General features: G+C 67.1%; 16 protein-coding genes. 6 read left to right on the top strand and 10 right to left on the bottom strand.

All coding sequences use genetic code 11. The annotated features are described in order from the left end of the window. The first annotated feature begins 161 nt into the window (after window positions 1-161). Entirely contained in the window at window positions 162-491 is a 330-nt protein-coding gene (locus VFC51_08240) for a YciI family protein (GenBank protein ID HZT07007.1), read from the top strand. A 131-nt stretch (window positions 492-622) separates the two neighbouring features. Further along, on the top strand, window positions 623-1,705 hold the full coding sequence (locus VFC51_08235; GenBank protein ID HZT07006.1) for a HAMP domain-containing sensor histidine kinase: 1,083 nt from the start codon (window positions 623-625) through the stop codon (window positions 1,703-1,705). A gap of 39 nt (window positions 1,706-1,744) precedes the next feature. On the opposite strand, the gene VFC51_08230 is transcribed toward VFC51_08235, so the two are convergent. Then, entirely contained in the window at window positions 1,745-2,629 is an 885-nt protein-coding gene (locus VFC51_08230; GenBank protein ID HZT07005.1) for an EamA family transporter, read from the bottom strand. A gap of 154 nt (window positions 2,630-2,783) precedes the next feature. Between VFC51_08230 and VFC51_08225 the strand changes: the two genes are divergently transcribed. Beyond that, on the top strand, window positions 2,784-3,794 hold the full coding sequence (locus VFC51_08225) for an ABC transporter substrate-binding protein (protein HZT07004.1): 1,011 nt from the start codon (window positions 2,784-2,786) through the stop codon (window positions 3,792-3,794). A gap of 50 nt (window positions 3,795-3,844) precedes the next feature. Here VFC51_08225 and VFC51_08220 read toward each other — a convergent pair whose 3' ends face one another. Next, a complete protein-coding gene (locus VFC51_08220) occupies window positions 3,845-4,228 on the bottom strand; it encodes a Rid family hydrolase (protein ID HZT07003.1) in 384 nt (127 codons plus the stop codon). A gap of 190 nt (window positions 4,229-4,418) precedes the next feature. Here VFC51_08220 and VFC51_08215 point away from each other — a divergent pair, with 190 nt between their 5' ends. Further along, window positions 4,419-4,631: a hypothetical protein gene (locus VFC51_08215; protein HZT07002.1), complete on the top strand. Its 213-nt coding sequence runs from the start codon at window positions 4,419-4,421 to the stop codon at window positions 4,629-4,631. Window positions 4,632-4,661: 30 nt separating this feature from the next. Further along, the gene (locus tag VFC51_08210) at window positions 4,662-4,934 is read left to right on the top strand and encodes a hypothetical protein (protein ID HZT07001.1); all 273 of its coding nucleotides are present in this window, start codon (window positions 4,662-4,664) and stop codon (window positions 4,932-4,934) included. Between the two features lie 6 nt (window positions 4,935-4,940). Here VFC51_08210 and VFC51_08205 read toward each other — a convergent pair whose 3' ends face one another. Next, a complete protein-coding gene (locus tag VFC51_08205) occupies window positions 4,941-5,951 on the bottom strand; it encodes an asparaginase (protein HZT07000.1) in 1,011 nt (336 codons plus the stop codon). 119 nt (window positions 5,952-6,070) lie between these two features. Here VFC51_08205 and VFC51_08200 point away from each other — a divergent pair, with 119 nt between their 5' ends. Next, a complete protein-coding gene (locus VFC51_08200) occupies window positions 6,071-6,343 on the top strand; it encodes a hypothetical protein (protein ID HZT06999.1) in 273 nt (90 codons plus the stop codon). Between the two features lie 11 nt (window positions 6,344-6,354). On the opposite strand, the gene VFC51_08195 is transcribed toward VFC51_08200, so the two are convergent. The 7 genes from VFC51_08195 to VFC51_08165 all read right to left on the bottom strand — a co-directional run. Further along, window positions 6,355-7,353, bottom strand: a complete 999-nt coding sequence (locus tag VFC51_08195) for an asparaginase (GenBank protein HZT06998.1) — start codon at window positions 7,351-7,353, stop codon at window positions 6,355-6,357. Continuing rightward, window positions 7,350-8,354, bottom strand: coding sequence for a D-2-hydroxyacid dehydrogenase family protein (locus VFC51_08190; GenBank protein HZT06997.1), 1,005 nt, complete (start codon window positions 8,352-8,354; stop codon window positions 7,350-7,352). The genes VFC51_08195 and VFC51_08190 overlap by 4 nt, the downstream gene beginning before the upstream one ends. Window positions 8,355-8,374: 20 nt before the next feature. Further along, complete coding sequence (locus VFC51_08185) at window positions 8,375-9,835, bottom strand: malic enzyme-like NAD(P)-binding protein (protein HZT06996.1); 1,461 nt, start codon at window positions 9,833-9,835, stop codon at window positions 8,375-8,377. A 120-nt stretch (window positions 9,836-9,955) separates the two neighbouring features. Next, window positions 9,956-10,681: a hypothetical protein gene (locus VFC51_08180; protein HZT06995.1), complete on the bottom strand. Its 726-nt coding sequence runs from the start codon at window positions 10,679-10,681 to the stop codon at window positions 9,956-9,958. A 650-nt stretch (window positions 10,682-11,331) separates the two neighbouring features. Next, entirely contained in the window at window positions 11,332-13,161 is a 1,830-nt protein-coding gene (locus VFC51_08175) for a glycosyl hydrolase (GenBank protein ID HZT06994.1), read from the bottom strand. Continuing rightward, on the bottom strand, window positions 13,158-14,192 hold the full coding sequence (locus tag VFC51_08170) for a hypothetical protein (GenBank protein ID HZT06993.1): 1,035 nt from the start codon (window positions 14,190-14,192) through the stop codon (window positions 13,158-13,160). The genes VFC51_08175 and VFC51_08170 overlap by 4 nt, the downstream gene beginning before the upstream one ends. After that, window positions 14,189-14,601 (bottom strand): hypothetical protein (locus VFC51_08165; protein HZT06992.1); only part of this gene is annotated, 413 nt, incomplete at its 5' end. The genes VFC51_08170 and VFC51_08165, both read right to left, overlap by 4 nt.

The following is a 14,601-nucleotide window of genomic DNA, read 5'->3' as shown; positions in this document are numbered from 1 at the left end:
CGCCTGACGGTGCGGCCGGCCTCTCCCCCTGCGAGGGCCGAGGCGCACGAGTGAACTTCCCCTGCGCCAGCCCCACCGGACGGTAAGGGCACTTGTGCGCGATTGTGGCCGTTTCGGGGCGCCGCTAACATGGACGCGCGTGACCGATTCTCACGAGGGGGATGAAGGCCGTGTGGTACCTGGTACTCTCGCGGAGGGTTCGAATGAACGCCGAGACGGAACCCCGTACGCCCGCTCACCGCGATTGGCTGGACGCTCAGCATCGCGCGGGTCGGCTCCTCTTCTCGGGGCCCACGACGGATGGCGCTTACGGTGTCTACATCGTTCTCGCCGATAGCCTTGCGGATGCGACGCGCATTGCCGGGGAGGATCCGTACCACGTCTATGGGGACAGGCAGATGCAGATCCTGGAATGGCGAGCCCACAGAGCCATGCGGCTTGATGGGCCGACGATCGAGGAGATCGAGGCAATCGCCCGCAAGCCGGGGTGATCCATCTCTGAGATCGCTGGTCCGGTTGCCGTTGTGGCCCCGATAGGACCTCCGCCGATACGGGAAATCCATCGTGCGGTAAAGTTATGCGTTACTCGCAGCAACGCGAACGCCGCAGCCAGGTATCCATTGTGTTCCGCCCCGCTCGCATCCATCCCGTTTTTCACTATGCCATCGCGGTCGTGGCCGCGGCTGGCGCATTCGAAATCGAATTGTGGCTGAGACAGTCGGCCCTTGACCGCGACCTGTTTGTGTTGTCCTACGGCGCGGTGCTCATCAGCGCCTGGCTCGGCGGTTTGGGCCCGGGGTTCCTTGCGATCGGCGTCTCATCTGCCCTTACGTTCGTCTTGCTGCTGTCTCCGGCGTACTCGGTCAGCGTCGAGCTGGATGATTTTCTGCGGATTGGCATCTTCATCTTCATCGCGCTGCTGACCAGCTCGCTGGTCAATGGCGAGCGGCGCGCGCTCGCCCGCGCCGAGGAAGCCCTACTGACTCGTAGCAACCTGATGGCGGAGTTGTCGCACGATCTCAAGGGGCCGCTCACCGTCATCAAGTCGACCGCGGAGCTGCTGCAACGGCAGCTTGCGCGATCGGGCCCCGCATCCACCGGCTTCGCGAACCGCCTCGAGACCATCGAGCGCGCATCGGCGCGGATCGCGGAGCAGATCGACGAGCTGTTGGACGCGGCTCGGCTGGATGCCGGCCAGGCCCTCGATCTGAATCGCGCACCGATGGACTTGGTGGCCCTGGTCGAATCCCTCGTCGAAGAACATTGCGATGAGCCGAGTGGCTGCACTATTCACGTCGATCACGCCGGAATGTCGGAGCTGGTCGGCGCGTGGGACGAGGCGCGCGTGTCGCGAGTGGTCGATAATCTGCTCTCCAACGCCATCAAATACAGTCCCCACGGGGCCGACATCGCGGTTCGCCTGCGGAGCGAAGACGGGTGGGCGATCCTTGAGGTCGAGGACCACGGGATCGGGATTGCCCGCAGGGACCTGCCCCACGTTTTCGAACGCTTCTGGCGCGGGACGAATGCCGCGCTGGCAGCATCGGGCGCGGGCGTGGGCCTGGCGAGCGCTCGCGATGTGGTCGAGCTGCACGGCGGGCGAATCGCCGTCGAGAGCGCTGAAGGGGCCGGGAGCACATTTACCGTGTCGCTACCGCTGTCCGCCCATCCGCCCGGCGAGGCCGCCGGGTCGCTCACGGCGTGACGATGCGGCGCAGGATGTGGTGCCCGGCCATGCACGCCGTCACGCCTTCGGGCTCGATGCGAGGAAGACGCCGGCCAGGGCCAGCAGCGCTCCCATGCCCTGGATGGGATGGAGCGCCTCCCCCAGGACGATCGCCGCGATGACGACGGCGGCAACGGGCTCGACATAGCTGTAGGTCATCGTGGGCTGAGTGCCCCACCGGTGGATGGAGCGGACCCAGAGGATCGTCGCGAGGACCAGCCCCAGGAGTGAGCCATATAGGGTGCCGGCCCAGGCCGCGACGGACACGTGGTCCCACGCGACCGATCGGAGCTCCGGAATGCTGAGGGGTAGGAGCAGCATCCCAGCGATGGCGAGCGTCGCGGCGGTCGCGCTCAGGGAGCCGGTGGCCCGGGCGAGGGGTCCGATCGCCAAGCCGTACCAGGCCCACGCGACTGCCGAGCCGAGAGCGAGGAGATTGCCCGTGAGGGTGATGCTTGCCGGGGCGGCCTGGTCGGTCTGGACCACGAGCGCCACGCCGACGATTCCCAGACCCAGCCCGAGCCATTGACGCGAGCCGAGCCGCTCACGCCGCGCTGCGACGAGCCAACCGGCCGTCATGAGAGGCGCGGTTGCCAGGAGGATCGCGCTGATGCTCGCGCTGGTTCGGTTGATGGCCTGGAACAGGAGGTACTGAAAGCTGGTCTGGGCCAAACCAGCCAGGATGAGCGCTCGCCATGCTGGCCGGTGGAGGCGGAGGGACCGCGTGTGGAGGACCAGGACCGCGAGCACCGCCGTCGCGATCAGAATGCGAAGGGTGATGAAGCTCAGCGCCGGGATGTCCCGCAAGCCAATCTTGGCCGCGGTAAACACTCCGCCCCAGAGAAGCGTGGCGGCGAGCGGCTCGATCAGAAGACGCGGGCGCGGTGCCGGGTGGCTATCCATAGCGGCTTCCGAACCTTGACCGGCCCGCGTGGGGCGTGGCGAACGAGATGATCGGATACACTGGCGGCGGCGGTGCCGAGCATCAGACTGGTGCTGGCAGCGCGGTCATCAGTCGGCGCGCGGCGCGCCTATCGAAAGACAAAGGAGCCGCCTCATGCCCGTAAAGCCCGTTGTCAAAATTCTGGCGAGCGACTTCTCCCACCTCGCCTTCCTCTACACGTGGCGCGAGTCGGGTGTGACACGCCAGCACGGCTTCGAGCTTCAGGTCCACGCGACCAAGCTCCGTTCCCCGGATCAGCCGTATCTCGAGAACCCGGACCGTGCGCCGCGGCTCCTCGACGGCACGTACGATTTTCTCAGCGGGCTGCACCACGAGCCCTACTACTACCGCGCCAAGGGCGACAAGCGCTTCGTGTACCTGGCGCAGGCACAGAACGACTGGGACGACCGCTTCGTCGTCAGCGACTCCATCCGGTCCGTTCGGGATCTCGAGGGGAAGACGGTGATCGCCGCCGCGCCGGCGCCGTGCGTGCTGGGTAACCTGCGCCACTCCATCGAGGCCGCCGGAGCCGACCTTTCCAGGATCAACTTCGTCACCGACACCCAGCGCCCGGGCGATCGCGCCAGCCGCACGCTCGACGCCGTGTTGTCGAACGAGGCGGCGGGGGCCGGCGTCGACCCACCGTTCGATCTGCGGGCCGAAAAGCTTGGTCTCCACGTGCTCGAGCTCCCGGCCATTCCCGTCATCCACAACTGCACGATCTGCAGCAATATCGAGTGGGTGCGCGAGAACGAGGAGACCACCCTCGCCTTTCTGCGGTCGATGGTCGACGCCATCCATTTCTTCAAGACGGAGCCATCACGCGTGTGCGAGATCCTGGAGGCGCACGTCGCTCCCGTTTTGGGGATCAAGAGCCACGAAGAGATCGAGCATCTGCAGAGCGTGTGGGCGCGGCTCTTGAGTGCGAAGCCGTTTCCGCACCCGCTCGCTGTGTGGAACGTCTACAACCTGGACGTCGCGCACGATGCCAACATCAATTTCATCGGTCCGTTCGACCTCTGGGACACCCATTACCTGCGGGCGATCGACGATAGCCAGTACATCGACGAGTTGTACGGATCAGCCCATGAGGCGGTGAATCCGCCGGTCAACCCGGCGATTTAGCCGAGCGCTCACCCCGGGTCCCCACAGAGCGCGGGACGCGGCTTCGCGCGTCAGTCGAGGGCCACGACGACCTGGATCTCGACCTTGTACTCAGGCTGGGCCAGCCCCACGCAGCCGATCAGCGTACCAGCGGGCGGATTTTCGATCAGGGACGGGCAATTCTTCTGCAGCCAGGCTCGTTGACGCGGGCCGCCTTCCGCCTGCCAATCCGCGATGCTGGTGACGAACGTCATGCGCTGCACGATGTTCTCGACCCGACCGCCCAGCGACTCGACCCGCTCCTTGATCGTGTTCCAGCAGTCCTCGGCCTGGTCGCCTATGGTCGCCCCTCGCCCGGTGACGCCCGACACAAAGGCGAAACGGCCCTCTGCGTTCACACCCTTGGCGAACCCTTGAAGCTGTCCATTGATGACGAGTTGGTGACTCTGGCGCATTCGGTCCCTCCTTTTCGTGGCTAGCCTATCCTACTATCGCGGCGGTCGTGAGGCACGCGTGCCGCGGCGTCCGAGCCACGAACCACCTCGGCGCACCCAACCGCGGGAGCTTGACGGGCGCACGCGACAGCCCCTACGCTCCCATTGTGAGGAAGACGGCAGTCCGAACACTGGACGCGGAGAGAGGCGCATGCAAGAAATCCCGGTTGACGCGGTCGTGAATCAATCCGATGGGGGTCGGCCCGGCCCTGACGTCGAATCGGAGGTCGTCGTCCTCGAGGGCATGCTCAAAGAGGGGCACGTTCGCGGGTTCACTGTTATGAGCGACGAGGCGGAGCGGACGGGTGGCACCAACACCGCGCCCTCTCCCCTCGCCTACTTCACCCTCGCGATCGGATTCTGACTGGCGACCCAGCTTGTGCGGTCCGCACAGATGATGAAGATCGCGATTCGCAATGCGCGCGTGAGGGTCCACGCGCGGTACCACCGCGCCGGCTCGATTCTCGCGGGGACGGCGACCGCCGGGTGCGACAGCGTGCGCACCGAGGTCGACCTCGACAGCGATGAGCCGATCGGGCGGGTGAGCGAGCTGCTCCGGATGGCGGAGGCGAGCTGCTACACGATCGGCGCGATCCGCGAGCCAACCCCGTGCGAGCTGGTGGCGAGCGTCAACGGCAAGCCCCTGGAGATCGCCCGCGAAGCCTGATTCGCGTCATCGTGCCAAATCGAGACGAAACGTCGCAGCTATCTCACCGACGATCTCGCCTCGGTAGTTCCGGATTGGCGGCCGGGCGAAGTCTGCCAGGGCTGACTCGTCAGCCTCGGTGAGCACGTTCACGGCGCGGAGCGTCGCAACGGCCGCAGACGGCACCGCTCGCGCGTTTCCGTCCTCGATCTTGAGGGCGATTCCCCAGCCTCGCTCCGGCAGGCTGATCCCGCAGCACCCTTCCGCGCCCGACTTGACGAGGACGCGGCCGCCAGCGCGCTCCATCAGCGCCGTGTCGAAGCGGCCCTCGCCCGCAACCATCTCGGGATGGGCGAGCATGGCGGTGGCGACGCGCCGCCCGGCTTCGTCGTGTGACCCAAGGGTATCGTGGCGCGCTAGCCGCGCGAATGCCGTGGCGAAGGACCGGAGGGGCATCCCGAAGGTCGGTACGCCGCATCCATCGATGGCGATGGCGATGTCCCGGGCGGGCAGGGACGCCGCGTCCGCAATGAGGGCGAGGTTGCGCCGCTGCATGGGGTGGTCGGGACGGAGATAGGTCCGGGCGTCCCAGCCCTGGTGAACGCAGGCGCACAGCATGCCGCAATGCTTCCCCGAGCAGTTGTGGTGGAGCGCAGTCGGCGGCTGGCCAGACGCCTCGAGCGTTGCGCGGGTGTGGGCATGAAGCGGGGGGTGAGCGCCGCACTGGAGATCATCAGCCGCCAGTCCAGCGCGCGCCAGCAACCCTGCGACGGACCGCGTGTGCCGGGGCTCGCCGCTGTGAGATGAGGCGATCAGCGCGATCTCGGCCTCGGTCATCGCGAACCGATCCACGGCGCCGGTCTCGACAACGGCCATTGCCTGAAACGGTTTCGCCGAGGAGCGCAAATAGGTCAGCCGCTCGGGATCGCCTACAACGGCAACCAGCTTTCCCTCGGTGTCGCAGACGGCGATAGAACCGCAGTGCACCGATTCGATCTGCGATCCTCGGGAAACGCTGACGAGCGGGGCGCTCTGCACGGCGAACCCTACGCGCTGCGTTGAGATGGATCGCGGATCACGCCGGATTCGTGATCGCCTTCACAGTAAATCACGAGACTGAAACATATGATGACCGGCAAAGCGTGGGGAGGTGACCCATGGCGGACATCAAGACGATGAAGGCGAGCGCTCACGGGCAGGAACGGGTGCGTGTCTGTTCCGGGGGCTGTCCCTTCTTCTCCCCCGAATACGTCAACGGGCGCAAGCTGGCCGGAATGGGCTGCTGCCAGAAACACGACTCGCAGCTCACCGTGCGGGTTGGTAACGCCTGCATCTGGCCGCGCGCTGGCGTCGCGAGCCAGCGGGACGCGATGCTCGTCGCAGCGCGTCGGGCATCGCCGCCACCTCCCGGCTATCTGATCGCCGTCTGAGGCGCCGCGGATCAGGGCGCGGCGTCCGCGAACAGCTCGCGCAATCGCTCGTTGTCCTGAGTGACGGCCAGGAGCACCATCAGCAAGACGTGGGCCTTGCTGGGGGCGAGATCGCCCGCCAGGATGATTCCGTGCCGAATGAGGTCCCGCGCGCCGATCTCCCCGCCGTATTTCGGAATGGTCCGCCCCTGAATCGACCGGGTCGTCAGCACGACCGGAATACCGGCCTCGCGGGCGGCCAGCGCGCCGGGGAGGGTCCGCGGCGAGAGAATCCCCACCCCGGGGAATGACTCCACCACGATCCCTTTCGCGCCGGCGGCGATGGATGCGCGGAAGAAGCGATCGTCGCTTCCGGCGACGATCTTGATGAAGTCCACGTTCGGCTCGATCCGGGCCACGTCGAAGGCGCGGCGCCGCGCCGGCCGGCGCACGAAGACGACCCGGTCCTCGTCCGCGCGGCCGAGGATGCCGACGTCGAGGGACGTGAAGGTGTGCATGTTGCTCTTGTGGTGCTTGATGACGTCGCGGGCGGCATTGATCTCCTGGTTGAAACAGACGACGGCGCCCATGCCTCGCGCTTCCGGATCAACGGCCACGCGAACGGAGTTGAGCAGGTTGCGGGGGCCATCGGTGTCCCACATGTCGGCGCTGAACTGGGCGCCCGTCCAGACGAGGGGCTTATCCGTCGTATTGAGGAGATCGCAGAGGTAGCTGCCCTCCTCGATGATGCCGGTGCCCGACGTGACGACCACGCCATCGACGGCGTCCTGCTTCAACGCGTCGACCGCCATTCGGCCGATGGCGAACAGGTCCTCGGGCTCGAGCGCGGGCCCGAGGACGTTCCTGTAGGCGCGCACCTCGACGTTCGCCACGTGTGAGAGCCCGGGGACGGCGCTGACGAGGTCCTCGCCCGAGACCGCCGGCACGACGGCGCCGGTCACCGGGTCGGGCCTGGACGCGATCGTGCCGCCCGTGGTGATGATCACGGCCGTCGGTTTGCGCGCGCTCACGGGCGGCCGCCCGGGAGGCCGGCGTGGGCGGCCAGGGCCTCCGGATTGTGGATGCGGATGGGCGCGCCGTCCAGATAGGCGATCACGTTCTCGACGGTCATCTCGATCCAGGGGCCGTACGACTCGTGCGTGGTCCAGCCGGCGTGCGGTGACAGGATGACGTTCTGCATCCCTCGGAGCGGCGATTCGCGCGGCAAGGGCTCCTCGAGAAACACGTCGAGCGCCGCGCCCGCGATCCGCCCGGCGCGCAGGGCGTCGATCAGGGCGGTCTCGTCGACGATGGCGGCGCGCGCCGTGTTCACGAGAAACGCCGAGGGCTTCATCCGCCAGATCCGCTCGCGGGACATGATACTCCGCGAGAGGTCGCTGAGCGGAAGATGCACTGAGACAAAGTCCGCCGATTGCACGAGGTCGTCGATCTCGACCCGCGTGACGCCGGATCGGGCAGCGCGCTCGTCGGTCAGGGTCGGCCCCCAGGCGACGACGCGCATGTCGAGGGCGACCGCCGCCCGGGCGACGCGCGTGCCGATCTTTCCCATCCCGAGGATGCCGAGGGTCTTCCCCTCGACCGATCCGTACAGCTCGACCGGCCACTCCCCCCTATGCATCGCCGCGTTCGTCTGGGGGATGCGGCGAACGAGGGCAATGATGTAGGCGATCGTCAGCTCGGCGACGGACGGCGACGAGCCGCCCGGCGCGTTTGCGAGCAGCACGCCTCGGCGCGTCGCGGCGTCGACGTCGACGTGGTAGAAGTGCGATCCCGTGTTGGAAATGAGGCGCAGATCGGGGAGCTGGCCGAGGATCGCCTCCGTGAAGTGGGTGCGCTCCCGGTTGGCGATGACGATGGGATAGCCGCGCAGCGCGCGGGCCATGTCTGCGTGCGATGGAAATGGCGCATCGAAGATCGCCACCTCCGCCCGTTGGCGCAGGCGGCGGATCGCGTCCGTGGGCGCGAACGCGCGGTGGAAGTCGTCGATGACGGCGACGCGAGCTTCGGCCATGGCCGTGCCAAACGCGCCCGCTATCGGGAGGCCAGGGCCAGGCTCAGCTCCTCCTCGACGGTGCGCCGCTCGCGGCGGGCGACGCCGGAGGCGTACGCGGCGTTCCGGACGGCCTCCGCCACGTCGGTTGCGACGCGCTTATTGAACACGCTTGGGATGATGTAGTCCTCGTTCAGCTCCTCGGCGGTGACGACCGACGCGATGGCCTCCGCCGCCGCGAGCTTCATCGCCTCGTTGACGGTCCGCGCCTGGCAGTCGAGGGCGCCGCGCATGACCCCGGGAAACGCCAGCACGTTGTTGATCTGGTTCGGGTAATCGGATCGACCCGTGGCGATGATTCGGGCGTAGTCCTGAATGGTTTCCGGCATGACCTCCGGCGTCGGATTGGCCATCGCGAACACGATGGCGTCCGCGTTCATCTCCTTTACGGATTCCGGTTTGATGAGGCCGGGACCGGAGAGGCCGATCAAGACGTCGGCGCCCGCGAGGAGGCTGTTCGCGTCGCCCCGGAGCTGCGACGGGTTCGTCTCCGTCGCGATCTGCTCCTTGAACGGGTTCATGCCAGCCGTGCGGCCCCGGTAGATGGCTCCCTCGCGGTCGCAGAGGATGATGTCGCGCGCGCCGGACGCCAGCAGGATGCGGGTGCACGCCACGCCGGCCGCGCCCGCGCCCAGCATGATGATGCGTATGTCTTCAATTGGCTTCTCTACGATCTTCAGCGCGTTCTTGAGGGCGGCGAGGACCACGATGGCCGTCCCATGCTGGTCATCGTGGAAGACTGGGATGTCCACGCGCTCGCGGAGGGCGTCCTCGACGACGAAACAGCGGGGCGCGGCGATGTCCTCGAGGTTCACGCCGCCGAAGGCCGGCGCGATGCGCGCGACCGTCTCGATGATCTCCTCGGGGTCCTGGGTGTCGAGGCAGATGGGGAAGGCGTCGAGCCCGCCGAACTCTTTGAAGAGCATGCACTTGCCTTCCATGACCGGCATGGCGCCGTAGGGGCCGATGTTGCCGAGGCCAAGCACCGCGGAGCCATCGCTGACGACGGCCACGGTGTGGCGCTTGATGGTCAGGTTCCACGCTTTGGATGGATCCCGGGCAATGGCCATCGAAACGCGTGCCACACCGGGCGTGTACGCCATCGACAGATCGTCCCGGGTTTTCAGAGGCGATTTGCCCGTGACCTCGATCTTGCCGCCCAGATGGAGCAGGAACGTCCGGTCCGAGACGTTGACGACCTTGACCCCCTCGATGCGGTTCACGCGCGCGGCGATGGCATCGGCGTGGGCCTCATCGCGCGCGTTGACGGTGATGTCGCGGATCAGCGTGGCTGGGCCGGAGCCAGCGATGTCGATGGCGCCAATGTTGCCGCCCTCTTCCCCAATCGCGGTTGTGAGCCTTCCCAGCATCCCCGGCCGGTTTTCCAGTGCGCAGCGGATGGTGATGCTGTAGCTCGGGCTCGTCTGAACGTCGGCGGACATTGGCAATCCCCTCAAAGTGCTCAGGGCAGGGAGTGTGCTCTGGCGGTGCGCGTACGCGACAGTGCGATTGTAGCCCAACCCACCGTGCGGACTCCCGAGGCTGCCCACAACGGGCGAAATCTACGGCGCCGGGTCCGGCGGAAATGGGGTCGAAAGCTCGACTCGCTCGTCGATGGCCACCCACTCCTCGAGGGACGGCGGATCCCCGTTGGCCTGGACCAGGGCCCAATCGTCCTGGAACTGGATGACGCGATACAGCTCCCCGGGCTGGGCGACGAACAGGGGCGAGTCGTCGACGCCGTAGGCCTGCGTTGGAGTTCGCACCCTGAGCCAGTAGGGGCGATAGGCTCCGCCGATGCCTTCCGAGCCGCCGCCCGGCCAGATCAGCATCTCGGTGCCAGTCCACACCGCTGTATGCGAGGTCGGCGGCTGAGGGCCGCCATCGGGAATGGGCGCCCAGGTGTCGCTTACTGGATCGTACCGAGAGCCGTCTCGGAAGTAGCTCCTCGGTACAGCCGGAGAGTCGGGCCCGCCCCACATGACCACCTCGTGTCCGGTCCAGGCGACGCTGGCACCACCGGCCGTGGTGGCCGCGGGCAGGCGGGACTCGACGCCCGTGTCCACTGAAGCCGCTTTCCAGGCATCCGACTCGGGATCGTACAGGGCCGCCTTCGTGCCCCCAGAGACGAACATGCGGTCGCCGGTCCACACGGACGAGATCGGGCCAGTCGGGGCCATGGGCGACGACGCGATCGGCCGCCAGGTGTCGGCGGCCGGATCGTAGGCGGCGCCGTCGTCGGCCGTGGACCTGGCGCTGTGCGGCGATTCGACATGGCCCCCCCACACGATGAGCTCTGAACCGGTCCATGCCCAGGCGAACCAGACACGGCGGGAAGGGGCCCCCGCTTGTGACATTGGGGTCCACGTATCTGTGCGGGGATCGTAGCCGGCTCCATCGTTGAAAATGATTCCGTCGGGTCCCAATCCGCCCCAGACCAACAGCTCTGAGCCGGTCCACGCGGCGGTCGCTGCGAAACGTGCCGAGGGAGCGCCATCGGCCGATATCGGTGTCCAGGTGTCGGTGGACGGGTCGTAGCGGGCACCATCCGAGAGCGGACCGCCGCGGCGCTCTCCGCCCCAGACCAGGAGCTCTTCGCCAGTCCACCCCGCAATGGGCGCGGAACGAGGGCTAGGCGCACCATCGACACTCATCTTTGCCCAGCGGCGCGTCGACGGATTGTAGCGGGCCCCATCGCCGAGGAGGCTCCCTTGTGAGGCACCACCCCAGATGATCATCTCTCGGCCCGTCCAGATTGCGACGTGGCCCCTTCGCGGAGTGGGAGCGCCGGCAGGCGGGAGGGGGGCCCATATGTCCTTTGGCGGTGCCCCGGAGGTTCGCCCGGAAGCCGTCGCGAAGCACAGGGCGATGAGGATGATTCGAAGTGCCCACTTCGAGGACCTGGCCAGTTGGCGCCGAAGACCGCTGCCCACCGGCACTACGGGGCCGGCGGCGCCATGGATTCGCGCAACTGTTCCCATGACGGCCAGTGCTGTGACGGGCTGATCTCTGCTTCGAGGGTGTCGCCGTTCGTGTCCCAGTTCGTCAGGCCCCAGGTGTTCCAAACGGTTGCGCCCGCAGATTGAAGCTCATTCTCGTGGCTGAACCAGAACGCAGCATCTACAGCGCCCCCGCCGGACGAGAGCCTCGGGTTTATGGCCTCGCTATACCAAGTGGCAAGGTCGCTCGCCTGTTCCAACCCGGACCGCTCATCCACGGGGCAGGCGGGATCCTGACAGGCCCGCTGCACGCCAAACTCGGTGATCCATAGGGTTCTGGGCTCGATTTCACCAGCTTCGAGGGCATTCGACAGGTCATCGAGACGACCGCCTGCGTACGCAGCGTCGCTCCAATATGCGTGAACACCGATCTGCTGCCACGAAGCGGGACCAAGGCTCTTCAACGTGGTCATGGTGTCTGTCAGATAGGGGAAGTCATCCTGGTGATCACTGAAGAACACCCCGCCGGTCACAATTGTGACCTCAACGGGAGCGAGGGCAGCTACGATAGCGTTCGCTGCGCCAAACACGAGCTGCGCGAAGTCGTCAGAATTGGCGATGTACTGATCGTTCTCATCGCCGTCTGGGGTCAGGGGCACGTTCGGCTCGTTCCAGATCTCGAAACACGTGACTCCGGCAAGTGTGTGGAGCTTTGACGCGATCGTCGCCGCTCGATCTGAGAAGGCCTGAAAATAGTTCTTCCCCGTTGCCGGGCAGAGTCCCGTTCCTCCAGGCCGGAAGTCGGTGCTCAGGTCGACTCCGAGGATGCCGCTGGCAAGAATGGCCAGCGGCTCGACCGCGGCTCGCTTGTAGGCGGCAAGCGCCACCCCGATAGGGTCAAGCGCCTGGTCGATGGTCGTGTCCGACGCGTCGCAATCTGCGGCTTGTGGGAACAGCGTATAGCGAATCTCGGTGCGCACCCGCCCCACCCCGAGATTCCGAACGTCAGCGAACCACGACGAGGCAACCGGCGGCCCCGCATTACTCAGGGCTTTGGAATGGACGCCGTATCTCGCGTCCCCTCTCAGATAGCACGCGAGGCACATCACCTCATACTCGAGGTAGCCCTCGTCCGGGTTCGGGTAGGTGTCAATCTTATTGCCGGAGTCGGCGAGGCTCCGCCGGTAGATGTGGTACTGGCCCGGGACCGCGGGGTTGACTTCGTCCGTCCAGAAGGACGTCCGGTCGTTGTCCAAACAGACCGCATCTCTCGGTCCGTTCCCGGTCTTGGACATGGCGAGGACGATGCCGCCATCCGACAGGAGCTTGAATCCCGCGTAGATGTTCGGGCTGTCCATCGGCAGCTTGTCAAATGGCTGCAGCTGCATGCCGTCGTCGGTGCTGATGTCGAACCGGAAGATCGTCCGGCCGGAATCGGTGTAGTAGACCGTCTTCCCGTCGGGTGCGACGTCCAAACGGAGCAGCCCCGTGGTCCATCCGTCGTCGGTTTCGATGGTCCAGGTACCCACACGATTCCCGGCGAGGTCAAATTTCCACAGCTGCGCCGACCGCGGCGAGGCCTGGCCGATCTCAATATACCCGCTGCCGTCGGGCAAATACGCGATATCGTGGGGCCGATTGATCGTTTCGCCGGGCGGGCTCGCCGCGAACTGGTAGTGCCCGCTCGGGCTGACGGCGATGCCGTTCACCTGCAGGGGCTTCCCCAGGGCGTCGACAATCGGCCGCCGCTCGAGGGTCCCGTTGGGATGGATGATGTCGATGTGCCCGAGCCCGCCAATCAGGATGTCTCCAGGCGCAAGGTCGGTCATGGCACGAACTCCACATCCCAATCGAGGCTCCCATCCGGCGCGTAGCTGGCGGTTCTCGAAAACGTTTTGTCCGCGGTCCCACTTACGCTGGTCTGCGCCGCGGCCGAGGCGGCCGCGTTGGTGGGGGCGATCACGGCGGCGCTCGCGGAGAGGGAGCCGGCGCCCGGGAGCCTGGCCTTCCCCTGCGGCGCGCTCCAGGGGGTGGTCACCGTGGCGTTCGCCGTCCCGGTCTCGATGGCCGTCGTGTTGCTCATGTTCTGGCTGTTGCGGAACCGGAACTGCGCCATGAGCCGGTCCCCGGCCCGCCAGGCGCCGAGGTCCAGCCCTGCGAACGCGAAGGTCTTCACCCCGGCGTTCGCCGTCTGCTCGGCGGAGAGCCCGCTCGAGGCCTGCGTCACCCCGGTGGCGTCGACCCGCGCGACCAGCACCGAGATGAAGATCCGGTTGTTGCCGGTCGTCACGTTGACCTTCACCGTGTAGTCGCCCGCCGCCCCCTGCAGGCCCGGGAAGTCGGCGGGGGTGAACGCGTAGCCGGCGCCGGTCTGGCTCGCCGCCAGCGCGACGGTGATGGAGCCGGCGGTCTCGGTCCCCTCGGCGAGCAGCCGGTCGAACAGCCCCCCGAAGTCGAGGTCGGAGCTCGCCCCCCGCAGCACGAGGGTCGCGCCCATGTGGGCGCTGAGCGCCCCGGCGCCCGAGAGCGCGGCCCCGGCCACGAGCGTCGCCCACGCGGCTGCCGCGAGGGAGCCGGTCCCGATCAGACTCGCCGCCACCGGCGTCTGCCACTCGACCAGGAGCTGGAGGTCGATGAGGCGCGCCGCGCCCGGGGGCGTCCACTCCGCCAGCAGCTGCTGGTCGATCAGTCGCGCAGCACCGTTCGGAGCCCACTCGGCCAGCATCTGCTCGTCGCTCACCCGACCCGTTCCGGTGGGCGTCCACTCGGCGATGAGCTGCTCGTCGCTCACCCGACCCGTTCCGGTCGGCGTCCACTCGGCCAGCATCTGCTCGTCGCTGACGCGGGCGGAGTCGGTCACGCGTCGAACCGGATGCCGATCTGGCTGGCGTTCAGGCTCGCGGGCGTCCACGCGCCCCCGGCCGGATCGGTCTCCCACATGCCCGTGATGATGGTCGGCGAGAGGGACATCAGATTCGCCGGGCTCTCGTAGTCCGTGGCGCCCGAGCGCACCACGAGGTAGGCGTTGTTGATGGTCGAGCCAACCTTGACCACGCGAGCGGCCAGGAGCGCCGCCCCCACCGAGCCGGCGGTGGCGGGAAGGGCGGCGTGGGTGTAGGTGTCCTTCAGGTTCGCCGCCGTGGCCTCGTTGAAGTCGGCGTCCGAGGGCGGGATCTCGTCGACGTTCTGCCAGTTGTTGGGGGCGCCGGTGGGGGTGAGCTGGGTCGTCGCCCCCGCCCCGTTCGGCGAGAGGACCGTGATGACGCCCT

The sequence above is a fragment of the Chloroflexota bacterium genome (genome assembly GCA_035652535.1).
GTDB lineage: Bacteria > Chloroflexota > UBA6077 > UBA6077 > SHYK01 > DASRDP01.
The sequence above is the reverse complement of the archived record's forward strand: the minus strand, read 5'-3'. Positions and strand labels throughout refer to the sequence as shown.